Annotated in this window: 15 protein-coding genes and 1 pseudogene; 12 read left to right on the top strand and 4 right to left on the bottom strand. The window is 36.9% G+C overall.

What is annotated here, in order from left to right; translation table 11 throughout:
- A pseudogene (gene exsA / locus ACQVV1_RS27145) lies at positions 1-729 on the top strand (spore coat assembly protein ExsA); the annotation flags it as partial.
- A 179-nt stretch (positions 730-908) separates the two neighbouring features.
- A complete protein-coding gene (locus ACQVV1_RS27140) occupies positions 909-1,553 on the top strand; it encodes a YhcN/YlaJ family sporulation lipoprotein (RefSeq protein ID WP_242256414.1) in 645 nt (214 codons plus the stop codon).
- Between the two features lie 33 nt (positions 1,554-1,586).
- Here ACQVV1_RS27140 and ACQVV1_RS27135 read toward each other — a convergent pair whose 3' ends face one another.
- Positions 1,587-2,030, bottom strand: a complete 444-nt coding sequence (locus ACQVV1_RS27135; protein ID WP_242256468.1) for a branched-chain amino acid ABC transporter substrate-binding protein — start codon at positions 2,028-2,030, stop codon at positions 1,587-1,589.
- Between the two features lie 432 nt (positions 2,031-2,462).
- On the opposite strand from ACQVV1_RS27135, the gene ACQVV1_RS27130 reads away from it, so the two are divergent.
- Positions 2,463-2,993 carry a BofC C-terminal domain-containing protein gene (locus tag ACQVV1_RS27130; protein ID WP_242256417.1) on the top strand — a complete coding sequence of 177 codons (531 nt, stop codon included), beginning with the start codon at positions 2,463-2,465 and terminating at the stop codon, positions 2,991-2,993.
- A 12-nt stretch (positions 2,994-3,005) separates the two neighbouring features.
- On the opposite strand, the gene ACQVV1_RS27125 is transcribed toward ACQVV1_RS27130, so the two are convergent.
- On the bottom strand, positions 3,006-3,950 hold the full coding sequence (locus ACQVV1_RS27125; protein ID WP_242256418.1) for an iron-hydroxamate ABC transporter substrate-binding protein: 945 nt from the start codon (positions 3,948-3,950) through the stop codon (positions 3,006-3,008).
- Between the two features lie 188 nt (positions 3,951-4,138).
- Here ACQVV1_RS27125 and ruvA point away from each other — a divergent pair, with 188 nt between their 5' ends.
- Genes ruvA through yajC form a run of 6 tightly spaced genes read left to right on the top strand, consistent with a single transcriptional unit; the run spans position 4,139 to position 8,472 of the window.
- The gene (ruvA, locus tag ACQVV1_RS27120; protein ID WP_242256420.1) at positions 4,139-4,756 is read left to right on the top strand and encodes a Holliday junction DNA helicase RuvA; all 618 of its coding nucleotides are present in this window, start codon (positions 4,139-4,141) and stop codon (positions 4,754-4,756) included.
- Between the two features lie 5 nt (positions 4,757-4,761).
- Positions 4,762-5,763, top strand: a complete 1,002-nt coding sequence (gene ruvB, locus ACQVV1_RS27115; RefSeq protein WP_242256422.1) for a Holliday junction branch migration DNA helicase RuvB — start codon at positions 4,762-4,764, stop codon at positions 5,761-5,763.
- Positions 5,760-5,960 (top strand): DUF2905 domain-containing protein, encoded by a 201-nt coding sequence (locus ACQVV1_RS27110; protein WP_000138162.1) that lies wholly within the window; start codon positions 5,760-5,762, stop codon positions 5,958-5,960. The genes ruvB and ACQVV1_RS27110 overlap by 4 nt, the downstream gene beginning before the upstream one ends.
- A 19-nt stretch (positions 5,961-5,979) precedes the next feature.
- On the top strand, positions 5,980-7,032 hold the full coding sequence (queA, locus tag ACQVV1_RS27105; protein ID WP_062922781.1) for a tRNA preQ1(34) S-adenosylmethionine ribosyltransferase-isomerase QueA: 1,053 nt from the start codon (positions 5,980-5,982) through the stop codon (positions 7,030-7,032).
- Between the two features lie 12 nt (positions 7,033-7,044).
- Complete coding sequence (gene tgt, locus ACQVV1_RS27100) at positions 7,045-8,184, top strand: tRNA guanosine(34) transglycosylase Tgt (RefSeq protein ID WP_000125368.1); 1,140 nt, start codon at positions 7,045-7,047, stop codon at positions 8,182-8,184.
- A 27-nt stretch (positions 8,185-8,211) separates the two neighbouring features.
- The gene (gene yajC / locus ACQVV1_RS27095; RefSeq protein WP_063222847.1) at positions 8,212-8,472 is read left to right on the top strand and encodes a preprotein translocase subunit YajC; all 261 of its coding nucleotides are present in this window, start codon (positions 8,212-8,214) and stop codon (positions 8,470-8,472) included.
- A 36-nt stretch (positions 8,473-8,508) separates the two neighbouring features.
- On the opposite strand, the gene ACQVV1_RS27090 is transcribed toward yajC, so the two are convergent.
- Positions 8,509-8,892 carry a TIGR04086 family membrane protein gene (locus ACQVV1_RS27090; RefSeq protein ID WP_242256424.1) on the bottom strand — a complete coding sequence of 128 codons (384 nt, stop codon included), beginning with the start codon at positions 8,890-8,892 and terminating at the stop codon, positions 8,509-8,511.
- Between the two features lie 103 nt (positions 8,893-8,995).
- On the opposite strand from ACQVV1_RS27090, the gene ACQVV1_RS27085 reads away from it, so the two are divergent.
- Positions 8,996-9,643: a DUF421 domain-containing protein gene (locus tag ACQVV1_RS27085; protein ID WP_242256426.1), complete on the top strand. Its 648-nt coding sequence runs from the start codon at positions 8,996-8,998 to the stop codon at positions 9,641-9,643.
- 29 nt (positions 9,644-9,672) lie between these two features.
- Here ACQVV1_RS27085 and spoVB read toward each other — a convergent pair whose 3' ends face one another.
- Positions 9,673-11,232 carry a stage V sporulation protein B gene (gene spoVB / locus ACQVV1_RS27080; protein WP_242256428.1) on the bottom strand — a complete coding sequence of 520 codons (1,560 nt, stop codon included), beginning with the start codon at positions 11,230-11,232 and terminating at the stop codon, positions 9,673-9,675.
- Positions 11,233-11,403: 171 nt separating this feature from the next.
- Between spoVB and ACQVV1_RS27075 the strand changes: the two genes are divergently transcribed.
- Positions 11,404-11,688 carry a post-transcriptional regulator gene (locus tag ACQVV1_RS27075; RefSeq protein ID WP_000884549.1) on the top strand — a complete coding sequence of 95 codons (285 nt, stop codon included), beginning with the start codon at positions 11,404-11,406 and terminating at the stop codon, positions 11,686-11,688.
- A gap of 270 nt (positions 11,689-11,958) precedes the next feature.
- On the top strand, positions 11,959-14,223 hold the full coding sequence (secDF, locus tag ACQVV1_RS27070) for a protein translocase subunit SecDF (protein WP_242256430.1): 2,265 nt from the start codon (positions 11,959-11,961) through the stop codon (positions 14,221-14,223).
- Positions 14,224-14,307: the final 84 nt, after the last annotated feature.

Raw genomic sequence — 14,307 nt, 5'->3', positions numbered from 1 at the left:
CCAATCATGGATAATAATCAACCACCAAATATGATGCCAATCATGGATAATAATCAACCACCAAATATGATGCCAATTATGGATAACAATCAAATGCCGAACATGATGCCGATTATGGATAACAATCAAATGCCGAACATGATGCCAATTATGAATAACAATCAAATGCCGAACATGATGCCAATTATGGATAATAATCAATCACCAAATATGATGCCAATTATGGATAATAATCAATCACCAAATATGATGCCAATTATGGATAATAATCAATCACCAAATATGATGCCAATCATGGATAACAATCAAATGCCAAATATGATGCCGATCATGGATAACAATCAACCACCGAATATGATGCCATATCAAATGCCATACCAACAGCCTATGATGCCGTCAAATCCCTATTATCAACCACAAAATCCATATCAAATGCCATATCAGCAAGGAGCACCGTTTGGACCGCAATATACGTCTATGCCAAATCCAAATATGATGCCGATAGATAATAATATGCCGCCGCTCGTGCAAGGAGAGGAAGATTGTGGATGCGGAGGAGAGAGTAGGTTATATAGTCCGCAACCTGGAGGACCACAATACGCGAATCCTTTATATTATCAACCAACCCAATCCGCATATGCACCGCAGCCAGGAACGATGTACTATCAACCAGATCCGCCAAATGTATTTGGGGAGCCAGTTTCAGAAGAAGAGGATGAAGAAGTCTAAAAAAGGTGGGATTATTCCCACCTTTTTTGTATGTAAATTCGTTCTGGAAACGGAAGATTTACAACGAATGTTAGAAAATCCCCAGTGAAATATTAACAGTGTAAAAACCTTCTCTGTTACTCATCATAAGAGGGAGCTTTTCAGAAGAGAAGCTCATTCTAACAGAGGGGGTTTTTGTATTGAATACGAAAGTAAAAGTGATTGCTGCTTCTTTGTTAGTTACCAGTGCATTAGCTGCATGTGGTACACCAAAAGATAATAATGCAATGGATGGACGTAACTACAATTACGAGCGTACATCTTATAATGATACACATCAGTATCGTGATAATGTAACGCGTAACGATCGTTATACAGATTATGTAACATATAGAAATGGTCGTAACGATACAGGATACAATTATTACCGTGATGTAAATTACAACGGTCAAATTGCTAATCCGCATCCAACTCGTAATATTACAATGAACAATTCATACATGAACAATGATGGTAAAACTGCAGAAAAAATTACAAATCGTGTGAAACGTATGAATAACGTAGACCGTGTGTCTACAGTTGTATATGGAAACGATGTGGCGATTGCGGTAAAACCGCGTAATCCAGTATCGAATGAAACGGCACTTGCAAACGAAATTCGTCAAGCAGTTGCAAATGAAGTTGGAAACAGAAATGTATATGTTTCTGTAAGAAATGATATGTTTACTCGTGTCGATGCAATGAGTACACGCTTACGTAACGGTACAGTTACAAACGATTTTAATCGTGACATAGTGAATATGTTCCGAGACATCCGTTACGGTTTAACTGGTACAATGCGATAGCAAAACAAAAGAGGAAGGGTGAGCCCTTCCTCTTTATTCATCGTCGTCTTGTAAACGACGCTTTTTAATAAAATAACTAATGGAATAAGAAACTAAAAAGCATATGAAGAGAATACTACCTGTTAAAATAGCTTCAAATAGAGGTCTTTCTGGACTGAAAATGATATAAATAATAGCCATAACGATTCCTACAATAAGAGAGCGTAAAACAAGTTTGTAATAAGGAGTTAACTTTATTTCCTTTTCGCCTTCTTCTACATCGATTGAAACACTTAACTGTAAATAAGCAAGTAAAATACTCGTAAGCATAAATAATAGCCACAATGGAGATTTCGTAATTTGATCCATTCCTTCAGTGAATCCAATATAGCCTAAAATTCCAACTACGCCAATGTATTGAAAAAGAAAGACAATACGTATATTTTTCAATGTTTGCAGAATGAGACGTTCATCCTTTATTTTTTTCACAATATCCATCTCCTGTTTATGATGATTTCGCTGTCGTATTAATCGTAACATATATATTACATTTATCAATTTATAATTTACATATAATTCATTTGGATGAAAGAGGAAATAAAATATTTTTATAAACATGTTGCACTTATACTTTATTAATGTTATATTAGCAAAGCGATGAGCTAATTTACGTAAGACGAGAGATATGCTTAAGTGCTAAACACGCGAATGTGGTCGCCTGGTCTCTCGCCGTAAACGCATCAAGACGCCTGCTTTGCAGGCGTCTTTCATTTTGTATAAAACAAATGCTAATGCAGATAAGGATAAAACTTTATCTGCATTTTTTTATTTTTGAGAGAAATGTAATACGGTCATTTATATGGATAAAACCCCCATTTCCGGAAAAACTACTAATGAAAGTTTGATCTTGCCTAAAAGAGGTGAACGGAAATGAAATGGATACTGATTGCAGTACAAGCTTTCGTTATGATATTTTGCTTAGCTTATGAGACGAGTGCGAGGGCGGAAGGGCCAGTACCGAAAGTGACAGAGAAAGACCCTCAAGTTACAATTTTATTAGAGCGTATGTATGTTGATGGAGAAGTAAGTGAAGAAATCTTTACAGAAAAAGTGGCGGATTTAGAAAAGTTTTTACAGCAGTATAAAGAATGGCAGCTCGTTGATCGTGATGATGTACAAATCGTATTACAAAAGAAAGTTGATGATATTTCTCCGTTATTAAAGACTAGCGGTTATTTTGGCGTGTCAGAGGAAGGGATATTACAAATTTTTAAAGGTGTACCGAAAAGTGATAATGCGATTCATTCCTTCTTTCAAATTGATATGAAAAAGCTTGAGAGTTATGAGCGTGCGAAATTGAAGCGTGGTATTCGCATTAAATCAAAAGAAGGTTTTGTGAAGACGATTGAAAAAATGAAGCAATACGCAGTGCAAAATAAGAAAAAAAGCAGCTCATGGTGAGCTGCTTTTTTCTTATTTATTTTTAGCTAAAATTTCTTTTGCGATTTCATCAATTAGCATATCTTTTCCGATAGGATTGAAAGCTTTCGTATTGAAGATTTCATTTGATACTTCATATACATGATTGTTTTTTACTGCTTTATTGTCTTTCCAAACGGCACTATTTTTGTAGTCTTCGTAAACCTTATCAGCTTCGCCGCCAAAGTTTACAATAAACATTTGATCAGGTTGGAATGCAACAAGACCTTCTAGCGATACTTGCGCCATCGTTTGTTTTAAATCTGTACCTTTTGTTGCTGGAAGTTTTAAGTCGTTAAAGATGATGTCGCCGTACCCGAAGCTACCGTATACACGGAAGTTTTGTGGTGTAACTGCGACGAACATAAAGTTCTCATCTTTTGTTTTCTCTTTAATCTTTTTAGATAAAGAATCTGCTTTTTTATCGTAGTCTGCAATCCATTTGTCTGTTTTCTTTTCTTCGTCAAATAGTTTACCTACTTCTTTAAACTTACCACGCCAATCTTCTAAGTTTGTTTCTAGAACTACTGTAGGTGCAACCTTTTCTAATTGATCATAAATCTTCAATTGACGATTATTTAAAATAATTAAGTCTGGTTTTAAAGCAGTAACAGCTTCTAAATCAACTTTAGGTGCCCAGTACCAACCTACTGCTTTTACTCCATCTAGTTTTTCTGTTAAATGCTTTTGGATTTTATCTTTATATGTATTTGCTGTACCAACAGGTTTATGTCCAAGAAGTAATAATTCTTCTGTTGATCCAGATAAGTCAACAATTCTCTTTGGATTTACTGGAATTGTAGATTCCCCTTTAGCATGTTTTACAACTTTTGTTTTCGGTTGTTCTTTTGCTTTTGATTCTTCTTTTTGAGAAGAACAGCCAACGATAGAAAGAACAACTAGCATAATAGTAAATAAAATAAATAGTTTACGTTTCATCCTGATGTAACCCCTTTAATTAGTATTGATAATCATTATCGACCTCTGTATATTAAGGTGCTTTACACTTTCTGTCAATGGAAAATAACAGAAGTTTCAAATAGAGAACATTTGTTGGGGCAGTCTCGCTTTTCTATCATTAAATATGTTAAAATGGAATACATGATTTAAGAGGGAGAGATCGTATTTTGTTTGAATATGTTACAGGTTACGTGGAGCATGTAGGACCGGAATATGTAGTAATTGACCATAATGGAATTGGTTATCAAATTTTTACACCGAATCCGTATGTATTTCAAAGAAGTAAGCAAGAAATCCGTGTCTATACATATCATTATGTGAGAGAAGATATTATGGCACTTTACGGTTTTAAAACACGTGAAGAGCGTTTATTATTTACAAAGTTGTTAGGTGTGTCTGGTATTGGGCCAAAAGGCGCTCTTGCAATTTTAGCTTCTGGTCAAACAGGACAGGTCGTTCAAGCGATTGAACATGAGGATGAGAAGTTTTTAGTGAAATTCCCGGGCGTCGGAAAGAAAACAGCGCGCCAAATGATTTTAGATTTAAAAGGAAAACTAGCTGATGTCGTGCCAGATGCATTTGTTGATTTATTCTCAGGCGCAGAACGTTTTGATGAGAAAAAAGGTTCATCGGCTGAGCTTGATGAGGCGCTGGAAGCTCTGCGCGCACTTGGATATGCGGAACGAGAAGTTTCTCGCGTTGTACCAGAGCTATTAAAAGAATCATTAACGACGGATCAGTATATTAAAAAGGCACTTAGTCTTTTACTAAATGGTAAGAGGTGAGTATAATGGACGAACGTCTCCTTTCAGGGGAATCTGCATATGAAGATGCAGATTTAGAATATTCATTACGGCCACAGACGCTCCGTCAGTATATTGGCCAAGATAAAGCGAAACATAATTTAGAGGTGTTTATTGAAGCGGCGAAAATGCGTGGGGAAACGTTAGATCACGTGCTTTTATATGGACCACCGGGTCTTGGTAAAACGACGCTTGCGAATATTATTGCAAATGAAATGGGCGTAAATGTTAGAACTACTTCAGGTCCAGCAATTGAAAGGCCGGGAGATTTAGCAGCTGTATTAACAGCACTTCAGCCAGGGGATGTATTATTTATTGATGAAATTCATCGTTTGCATAGATCAATTGAAGAAGTACTATATCCTGCGATGGAAGATTTTTGTCTTGATATTGTAATTGGAAAAGGACCGTCAGCACGGTCTGTACGATTAGATTTACCGCCATTTACATTAGTTGGAGCAACGACGCGTGCAGGTGCATTATCAGCGCCGCTTCGTGACCGTTTCGGTGTGCTTTCAAGATTAGAGTATTACACAGTAGATCAGCTTTCTGCAATTGTTGAACGTACAGCAGAAGTATTCGAAGTTGAAATTGATTCGTTAGCCGCACTAGAAATTGCAAGACGTGCTCGTGGTACACCTCGTATTGCGAATCGTTTATTACGACGTGTACGAGATTTTGCACAAGTTCGTGGTAACGGAACGGTTACGATGGAAATTACACAGATGGCGTTAGAACTACTGCAAGTAGATAAATTAGGTCTAGATCATATTGATCATAAATTGTTGCTTGGTATTATTGAGAAATTCCGTGGTGGCCCAGTTGGACTAGAAACGGTTTCGGCAACGATTGGAGAAGAATCTCATACGATTGAAGATGTGTATGAGCCATATTTATTACAAATTGGCTTTTTACAACGAACGCCAAGGGGCCGAATTGTAACGCCACTTGCATATGAGCATTTCGGAATGGAGATGCCAAAAGTATGACGGAGATGCCAAAATTGCTTATTACAGCAGGTATCTTACTTATTGTTGTTGGATTAGCTTGGAAGTTCATTGGAAGACTTCCAGGCGATATTTTTGTGAAAAAAGGAAACGTTACCTTTTATTTTCCTATCATTACATGTATTGTTTTAAGTATTGTATTATCTTTTATTATGTATATAATAAATCGATTCAAATAAGAAATAGGTGGATATAGTTATGGATATTAATCTGTTTGATTTTCATTTACCAGAAGAACTTATTGCACAAGTCCCATTAGAAGAGCGTGAAACATCAAGATTAATGGTGTTAGACCGTGAAACAGGGGATATTGAGCATAAACATTTTACAGACATTCTTTCTTACTTACATGAGGGGGATTGCTTAGTTTTAAATGAAACGAAAGTAATGCCAGCTCGTTTGCACGGTGTGAAAGAAGATACAGGCGCACACATTGAAGTACTTCTTCTAAAGCAAGAGGAAGGTGATAAGTGGGAAACGCTTGTTAAGCCAGCGAAACGTGTGAAAGAAGGAACTGTTATCTCTTTTGGCGAAGGGAAATTAAAAGCAACTTGCACAGGAACTGCAGATCAAGGTGGACGTCAGCTTGAATTTTCATATGACGGCATCTTCTATGAAATTTTAGATGAACTTGGAGAAATGCCACTTCCTCCATATATTAAAGAGACGCTAGAAGATCGCGATCGCTATCAAACGGTATATGCGAAAGAAATCGGTTCAGCAGCAGCGCCGACAGCAGGACTTCACTTTACAGAAGAGTTACTGGAGAAGTTAAAACAAAAAGGCGTTGAGTTAGCATTTATTACACTTCACGTAGGGCTTGGAACATTTAGACCAGTTTCTGCTGATACGATTGAAGAACACCATATGCACGCAGAATATTACCATATGTCTGAAGAGACAGCGGTATTATTAAACCGTGTGAAAGAGAATGGTGGGCGTATTATTACGGTAGGTACGACATCAACTCGTACGTTAGAAACAATTGCGACAGATCATGACGGCAAGCTTTGTGCTGCTTCTGGCTGGACAGACATCTTTATGTATCCAGGTTATGAATTTAAAGCAATTGATGGTTTAATTACAAACTTCCATTTACCGAAATCAACATTAATCATGCTTGTAAGTGCATTTGCAAATAGAGATAATGTACTTCATGCTTATAATGAAGCAGTAAAAGAAAAATATCGTTTCTTTAGCTTCGGTGATGCAATGTTCGTTGCATCTCACGCTAAAATGGGAAACAAATAAAAGGAGTAAATTATGACAGCAATTCGTTATGAATTTATTAAAACTTGTAAACAAACGGGTGCCCGTTTAGGACGTGTACATACGCCGCACGGTTCATTTGATACGCCGACATTTATGCCAGTTGGTACACTTGCAACAGTTAAGACAATGTCACCAGAAGAATTAAAAGCAATGGATTCTGGCATTATTTTAAGTAATACGTATCATTTATGGTTACGTCCAGGTCATGAAATTGTACGCGAAGCAGGTGGTTTGCATAAATTTATGAACTGGGATCGTGCCATTCTAACAGACTCTGGTGGTTTCCAAGTATTTAGCTTAAGTGACTTCCGCCGTATTGAAGAAGAAGGTGTTCATTTCCGTAATCACTTGAATGGAGATAAATTATTCTTATCACCAGAAAAAGCGATGGAAATTCAAAATGCATTAGGTTCAGATATTATGATGGCATTTGATGAGTGTCCACCATTCCCAGCTACTTTTGAATATATGAAGAAATCTGTAGAACGTACAAGCCGCTGGGCAGAGCGTTGCTTAAAAGCGCATGAACGTCCACAAGATCAAGGTTTATTCGGTATTGTACAGGGCGGAGAGTTTGAAGAACTTCGTCGTCAAAGTGCAAAAGATCTTGTTTCAATGGACTTCCCTGGCTATGCTATAGGTGGTCTATCTGTTGGTGAACCAAAGGATATTATGAATCGTGTCCTTGAGTTTACAACACCACTTCTTCCAGACGATAAACCACGTTACTTAATGGGCGTAGGTTCTCCTGACTCATTAATTGATGGTGCAATTCGCGGTGTTGATATGTTTGACTGTGTACTTCCAACTCGTATCGCTCGAAATGGTACATGTATGACAAGTGAAGGTCGCCTTGTTGTGAAAAATGCGAAATTCGCAAGAGACTTCGGTCCGCTTGATCCAAATTGTGATTGCTACACATGTAAAAATTACTCTCGCGCGTATATTCGTCATTTAATGAAATGTGATGAAACGTTCGGAATTCGTTTAACGTCTTATCACAACCTTCATTTTCTGTTAAACTTAATGGAGCAGGTGAGACAAGCTATTCGTGAAGACCGTCTTGGCGATTTCCGCGAAGAGTTCTTTGAACAGTATGGCTTTAATAAACCGAATGCTAAAAACTTCTAATACATAATTTAAAAGGAGGAACAAAAGATGAATCCAGGTATGATGAATATCGTTATGATCGTTGCGATGTTTGCGATTTTCTATTTCTTATTAATTCGCCCGCAACAAAAGCGTCAAAAAGCAGTTGCTCAAATGCAAAGTGAGTTATCAAAAGGTGATGCTATCGTAACAATCGGTGGTTTACACGGTACAATCGAATCAGTAGATGAAACGAAAATTGTTGTTAAATCTGGTGGTTCACATTTAACTTTCGATCGCAATGCGATTCGTGAAGTTGTGAAAAACTAATGAGGAAGGCCCTGCATGAAATGTGCAGGGCCTTTTTTAGTTGTTTTGTTTTGACATATTTACACCGAAAATACCACCGAGTGTACTCGCACCCATTAATGCTAATTGGTAAAGTAACTGTGAGTTCGATAAAGTTTGAGAGAAGCCTAAATAGTTAACTAGAAAAACAAGTATAGTGAATGTAAGTCCTGTTGTGAATCCTACTAGCCAACCTTTTCCTTGGGCTTTCTTGCCGGCAGTAAATCCAGATATGAGCATAGATAAAAGAGCTAGTATAAAAATAGTAACGGCTAATGTCCCTTCGTTCATATCTGTAAATTTCAATAAAAGAGCCATAACCATGCTAGTAATTGTTGCAAGAATTAATAGGATAACGATACCGAAGCCAATCGCAGTTGATAATTTTTTTGTTCCATCCATTTATACATTCCCCCTTTTTAATACAAGCATATTTTCCTTTTGCCTAAGTTAGACTAGTTTCTTTTTTATAGGGGAATCTATAGGTAAAAAAGGAGATGCAGAAATGGAATGGGTATCGGTAATTGGCCGGACGATGCTTTTGTATATCATCATATTAATTATTTTTCGTCTTATGGGTAAACGTGAAATAGGAGAATTAAGTGTATTAGATTTAGTCGTATTCATTATGCTTGGCGAAATGGCTGTAGTGGCAATTGAAAATACCGATAAATCACTTTGGCATCAATTAGTTCCGATGATTTTCCTTATGTGTATACAGATCATTTTGTCTGTCATTTCTTTAAAGTTTCAACGCTTTCGGCATTTAATAGAAGGGGAACCAGCGATCATTATTAATGCGGGAAAAATTGACGGAAAAAAGATGAAAAATCAGCGATATAATATAGATGATTTAATGATGCAACTAAGGGAACAGGGAGTTGGAGACATCCGGGATGTAAAATACGCTATTTTAGAACCTTCTGGGAAGTTATCTGTCTTTCAAAAACGAAAAGGCCAAGAGGATGCATTGCAGTTTACTCTTCCTCTTGTTATTGATGGAGAAATTCAATCTAGTCATTTGCAAATGATTGAACATACAGATGAGTGGCTCGTTGGAAAATTAAAAAACTTAGGATATAACGATGTAACACAAATTTTATACTGTAGCTTTCAAAATGGACAATTTTTTGTTGATTTGAAAGAAAACTAGAGGCTTACTATATGAAATAGTAAGCCTGTTTACTTCAAAAATGAAAGTTTTCGAATGATAGGTAGACGACTTAACTCTTCTTTTCGAATGAGCTTGAAAATGAAAAGGAGCACAATATAAACGAGTGTTGTTAAAGTGATTTCCCATAATGTTTGTATGCCAAGTGAATGAGAGAAAATTATATACTTATGAAGGTAAAAACCGCATGAGCCTGCGATACCGATGGCAAGTCCGCCAAAAATATAGTCTTTTGCGTAAATGGTAAATGTAATTTTCTTTAAAACAGTAGCGTAATGAAGAAATGTTACTGTTACTATATTTGCTGCAATTGCAAGGGCAACCCCCATCATTTGAAACTCTGGCCGTGAAGCTAGTACAAAAATAACGATTAATTTCACGATGGCACCAATAAACGTATTCATCATGGCAGCACGTGCTAAATTTAAAGCTTGTAAAACAGAGGTAAGCGGACTTTGAAAATAATGAAATAAAAAGCAAGGTGCAAGAAGCTGGATGAATGCTGTTGCACTATCCGATCCATACATAAGAGTTAAAATAGGTGAAGCGAATACGTATAATATAACGACAGACCATCCACCGGTAATTAATGAAATTCGAAGTGCTTGTTGTAAGCGGTGTTCCACTAATTTATGTTGCCTTTTAGCCATCGCTTCACTAATAGATGGAACGAGTGCTGTAGAAAGAGCATATGTAATAAAGGCTGGCAGTGATAAGAGCGGGAAGGCATAACCATTTAATATACCGTATTGCTGGGTTGCGACAGAGGCAGCGACGCCAGCAATCGCTAAGCTTTGCATAACGACAATAGGTTCAAAAAAGTATGAAACGGAGCCGATTAAACGACTTCCTGTAGTTGGAAGAGCGATATCCATAAGAGAATAAAATGTCCCTTTGCTTTCCTTTACAGTAGTGAAAAATCCAGAGCGTATAGATAAATGTTTTTCACGCTGGAATAAAGTAAGTAAAAATAATAATGATGCAACTTCACCTAGAACAGCTGATAACATAGCGCCGGCTGCTGCATATTCTACGCCGTAAGGTAAAAATAATTGAATGCATATAGCAATAATCGTAATGCGGACAACTTGTTCTATGACTTGGGCGTAAGCGCTAGGTTTCATATTTTGTTTCCCCTGAAAGTAACCGCGTAAAACAGAAGACACAGCTATAACAGGAACGACAGGTAAAATAGCCATTAATGGATAGTACGTTCTCTCATCGGTTAATAATGTTTTTGCTAAAATAGGTGTGAGGAGCATAATCCCAATTGTTAAAATGATACTAATAACGGATGTAACAGCTAATGATACTGTTAATATTTTTTTAACTCTTTGTTTATCGTTCACAGCTTCCGCTTCTGCTACAAATTTTGCGATTGCGACAGGAAGGCCGATTTGTGTTAATGTAATTGCTAGAATGAATGTAGGAACGGCCATCATATAAAGGCCAACGCCTTCTTCTCCTAAAATACGTGCCATTACAATCCGGTTAATAAATCCAAGGATTTTGGTAATAAAGCCGGCTATCATTAAAATAAATGCGCCTTTTAAAAAGCTTTGTCTCGTCATGGTCTTCTCCTACCTTCTCAAAATCAGTGGAATGATTTACAATAATTTATATGCACGTACGAGACAAGAATGACAAGCATTTAAGAGAGTGCTCTTGAAAGTAGTTATTGCTGTCCATTAGAGCGGGATTAAAAGCGACTTTTCGTGCGAAATAAGAAGGAGATGTTATGTATGTTAGATAAAGAGGCTTTGGTAGAATCATACCGCGGACAGTTACAAGTCGTTTTAGAAAGTAAAGTAGAAGAGTTCCACATGTTCGGTTACGACCGAGTGACAGATGATGACATTTGGAAGTTTCTCAAAGTGAAAAAGTGGAAAAAGATAGACAGTGATGTTAGATTGTATGAATTAGTAAATGATGTATTAAGAGTAAGTGCTAATGAGTATATGACATATTTAACTGTTGAAGCGTACCAAGCGCCACTTTGGTCATTTGATGAATATGAAAATAAATAACCGACTGCAATTGGTTTGTTCTTCCTTTTGCAGTATAATGATAGGTATTGATAATGAGGAAATAATTATGTCTAAGATTATATATAAAGGGGGTAGTGAAGAGAGAAAATAAATAATGAAAGTGTAGGTATGGTGAAAAACTTACCGACACAGCTAGTGATGAACTAGCAAAATTATAGAAAGGAAGTCTACTAACTAGACGTATGCACACGTGTAAAAGTGAATCGTAAGAGATTTATTTAAAGTGTTAGTAGCAGAAAGAGGGTACATATGGCAAAGCGTGGTACGAGAATTGCCGCCTTTTTCCTCATCGTTCTATTAATCGGTGGAGTAATTGGTGCGGCAGGAAAAGACATAGCAAAAGGAATTAGTCTAGGACTAGACCTTCGCGGTGGTTTTGAAATTCTGTATGAAGTAAAACCAGCCAAAAAAGGTGATAAAATTGACCGAGAGGCACTTGTAAGTACAGTAGGTGCTCTTGAAAATCGTGTCAATGTTCTCGGTGTAAGTGAGCCGAACATTCAAATCGAAGGGCAAGATCGAATTCGTGTACAGCTTGCTGGTGTACAAGATCAGCAAAAAGCACGTGAGATGTTGTCAACGCAAGCAAAATTAACATTCCGTGATGTAGATGACAATCTACTTATGGATGGAACGGATTTAAAAGGCGGCGGAGCGAAGCAAACGTTTGATGAGCAAGGGCGTGCGAGCGTAGGTCTTACACTAAAAAGCGCTGAAAAATTCCGTGAAGTAACTGAAAAAATTTCAAAAATGCCACCACCAACGAACTTAATGGTAATTTGGCTTGATTTTGAAGAAGGAAAAGATTCGTATAAAGCAGAATCTGCAAAACCGAATCCGAAGTTTTTATCAGCAGCAACAGTAGAACAAGTATTTAACCAAGCTGAAGTATCTATCGTAGGTGGAAACTTCACAGTTGAAAGTGCGAAAGAACTTTCATCTTTATTAAATGCAGGTGCACTTCCTGTTGATTTAAAAGAAATGTATTCAACATCAGTTGGAGCGAAATTTGGTCAACAAGCGTTAGAGCAAACGATTTTCGCTAGTGCGATTGGTATCGCTCTTATTTTCTTATTTATGCTTGTATTCTACCGTTTACCAGGAATTGTAGCGGTTATTATGTTAGGTCTATACATTTTCGTTACACTACTTGTCTTTAACTGGATGCATGCAGTCCTTACGTTGCCAGGTATTGCGGCGTTAGTGCTCGGGGTAGGTATCGCAGTTGATGCGAATATTATTACGTACGAGAGACTGAAAGAAGAACTGAAAATTGGTAAGTCAATGATGTCAGCGTTCCGTGCTGGTAACCATCGTTCATTAGCAACAATTTTAGATGCAAACGTTACGACTCTTGCAGCAGCTGGTGTGTTATTCGTTTATGGTAATAGCTCTGTAAAAGGATTCGCAACAAGTTTAATCGTAAGTATTTTAGTTGGTTTCGTTACGAACGTATTCGGTACTCGTTTCTTACTAAGTTTACTTGTAAAGAGTCGTTACTTCGATAAAAAACCAGGATACTTTGGTGTGAAACAAAAGGATATTATTCCATTAACAAAAGGTGTAGTACATCCACCGACAAGATTTGATCGTATTAACTTCGTAAATATCGGTCATAAATTCCTTGTTTTCTCGATTGTAGTTGTAATTGCAGGTGCAATTATACTACCAATTTTCAAATTGAATCTTGGTATTGACTTTGCGAGTGGTACACGAATTGACTTGCAATCAAAACAAGCAGTTACTGTGTCTGATGTGCATAAAGATTTTAAAGAATTGAACATTGAAGTGAAGGAAGAAAATATTGTACCGACTGGAGATGACAATAAAGGATTCGCAGTTCGTACATTAGGTGTTCTATCAAAAGATGAAATTGCAAAAACAAAAACATTCTTCCACGATAAATACGGTACAGATCCAAACGTGAGTACAGTTTCACCGACAATCGGTAAAGAAATTGCACGAAATGCATTTATCGCAGTATTAATTGCTTCTGCGGTTATCATTTTATACGTAAGTATTCGATTCCGATTTACGTACGCATTATCTGCAGTACTTGCATTATTACATGACGCATTTGTTATGATTGTTATATTTAGTATTTTCCAGTTAGAGGTAGATTTAACGTTTATCGCTGCGGTATTAACAATCATCGGTTATTCTATTAATGACTCAATTGTTACGTTTGATAGAAACCGTGAATTATACAAACAGAAAAAACGAGTTCGCGATATAAAAGACTTAGAAGAAATCGTAAATGCAAGTATTCGCCAAACACTTGGTCGTTCGATTAACACCGTATTAACAGTGTTATTCCCAGTAATTACGTTACTTATCTTCGGTAGTGAGTCACTACGTAACTTCTCGTTTGCGTTACTTGTTGGATTAGTTGTAGGTACGTACTCTTCTGTTTTCGTTGCTTCTCAAATTTGGTTAATGCTTGAAAGCCGTCGTTTGAAAAAGGGTAAAAACAAGAAGAAGGTTGAGAAAGTAGAATCTGAACCGCAAGTATAAAAAAGATGATGTCTCTTTATGAGGCATCTCTTTTTTCGTTTGTGGATACAATAAGATAGCAACTTTAAAATGAAAAAATGGAAG

The organism is Bacillus basilensis, from assembly GCF_050630465.1.
Lineage (GTDB): Bacteria > Bacillota > Bacilli > Bacillales > Bacillaceae_G > Bacillus_A > Bacillus_A basilensis.
Note: the sequence above shows the minus strand (reverse complement) of the source record. Positions and strands in the feature narration are given on the sequence as shown.

Coding starts and splice junctions, on each gene's coding strand:
- ACQVV1_RS27135 (WP_242256468.1), bottom strand. CDS start 2,030: ATGGATATTGTGAAAAAAATAAAGGATGAACGTCTCATTCTGCAAACA.
- ACQVV1_RS27130 (WP_242256417.1), top strand. CDS start 2,463: ATGAAATGGATACTGATTGCAGTACAAGCTTTCGTTATGATATTTTGC.
- ACQVV1_RS27125 (WP_242256418.1), bottom strand. CDS start 3,950: ATGAAACGTAAACTATTTATTTTATTTACTATTATGCTAGTTGTTCTT.
- ruvB (WP_242256422.1), top strand. CDS start 4,762: ATGGACGAACGTCTCCTTTCAGGGGAATCTGCATATGAAGATGCAGAT.
- ACQVV1_RS27110 (WP_000138162.1), top strand. CDS start 5,760: ATGACGGAGATGCCAAAATTGCTTATTACAGCAGGTATCTTACTTATT.
- queA (WP_062922781.1), top strand. CDS start 5,980: ATGGATATTAATCTGTTTGATTTTCATTTACCAGAAGAACTTATTGCA.
- tgt (WP_000125368.1), top strand. CDS start 7,045: ATGACAGCAATTCGTTATGAATTTATTAAAACTTGTAAACAAACGGGT.
- yajC (WP_063222847.1), top strand. CDS start 8,212: ATGAATCCAGGTATGATGAATATCGTTATGATCGTTGCGATGTTTGCG.
- ACQVV1_RS27090 (WP_242256424.1), bottom strand. CDS start 8,892: ATGGATGGAACAAAAAAATTATCAACTGCGATTGGCTTCGGTATCGTT.
- ACQVV1_RS27085 (WP_242256426.1), top strand. CDS start 8,996: ATGGAATGGGTATCGGTAATTGGCCGGACGATGCTTTTGTATATCATC.
- spoVB (WP_242256428.1), bottom strand. CDS start 11,232: ATGACGAGACAAAGCTTTTTAAAAGGCGCATTTATTTTAATGATAGCC.
- ACQVV1_RS27075 (WP_000884549.1), top strand. CDS start 11,404: ATGTTAGATAAAGAGGCTTTGGTAGAATCATACCGCGGACAGTTACAA.
- secDF (WP_242256430.1), top strand. CDS start 11,959: ATGGCAAAGCGTGGTACGAGAATTGCCGCCTTTTTCCTCATCGTTCTA.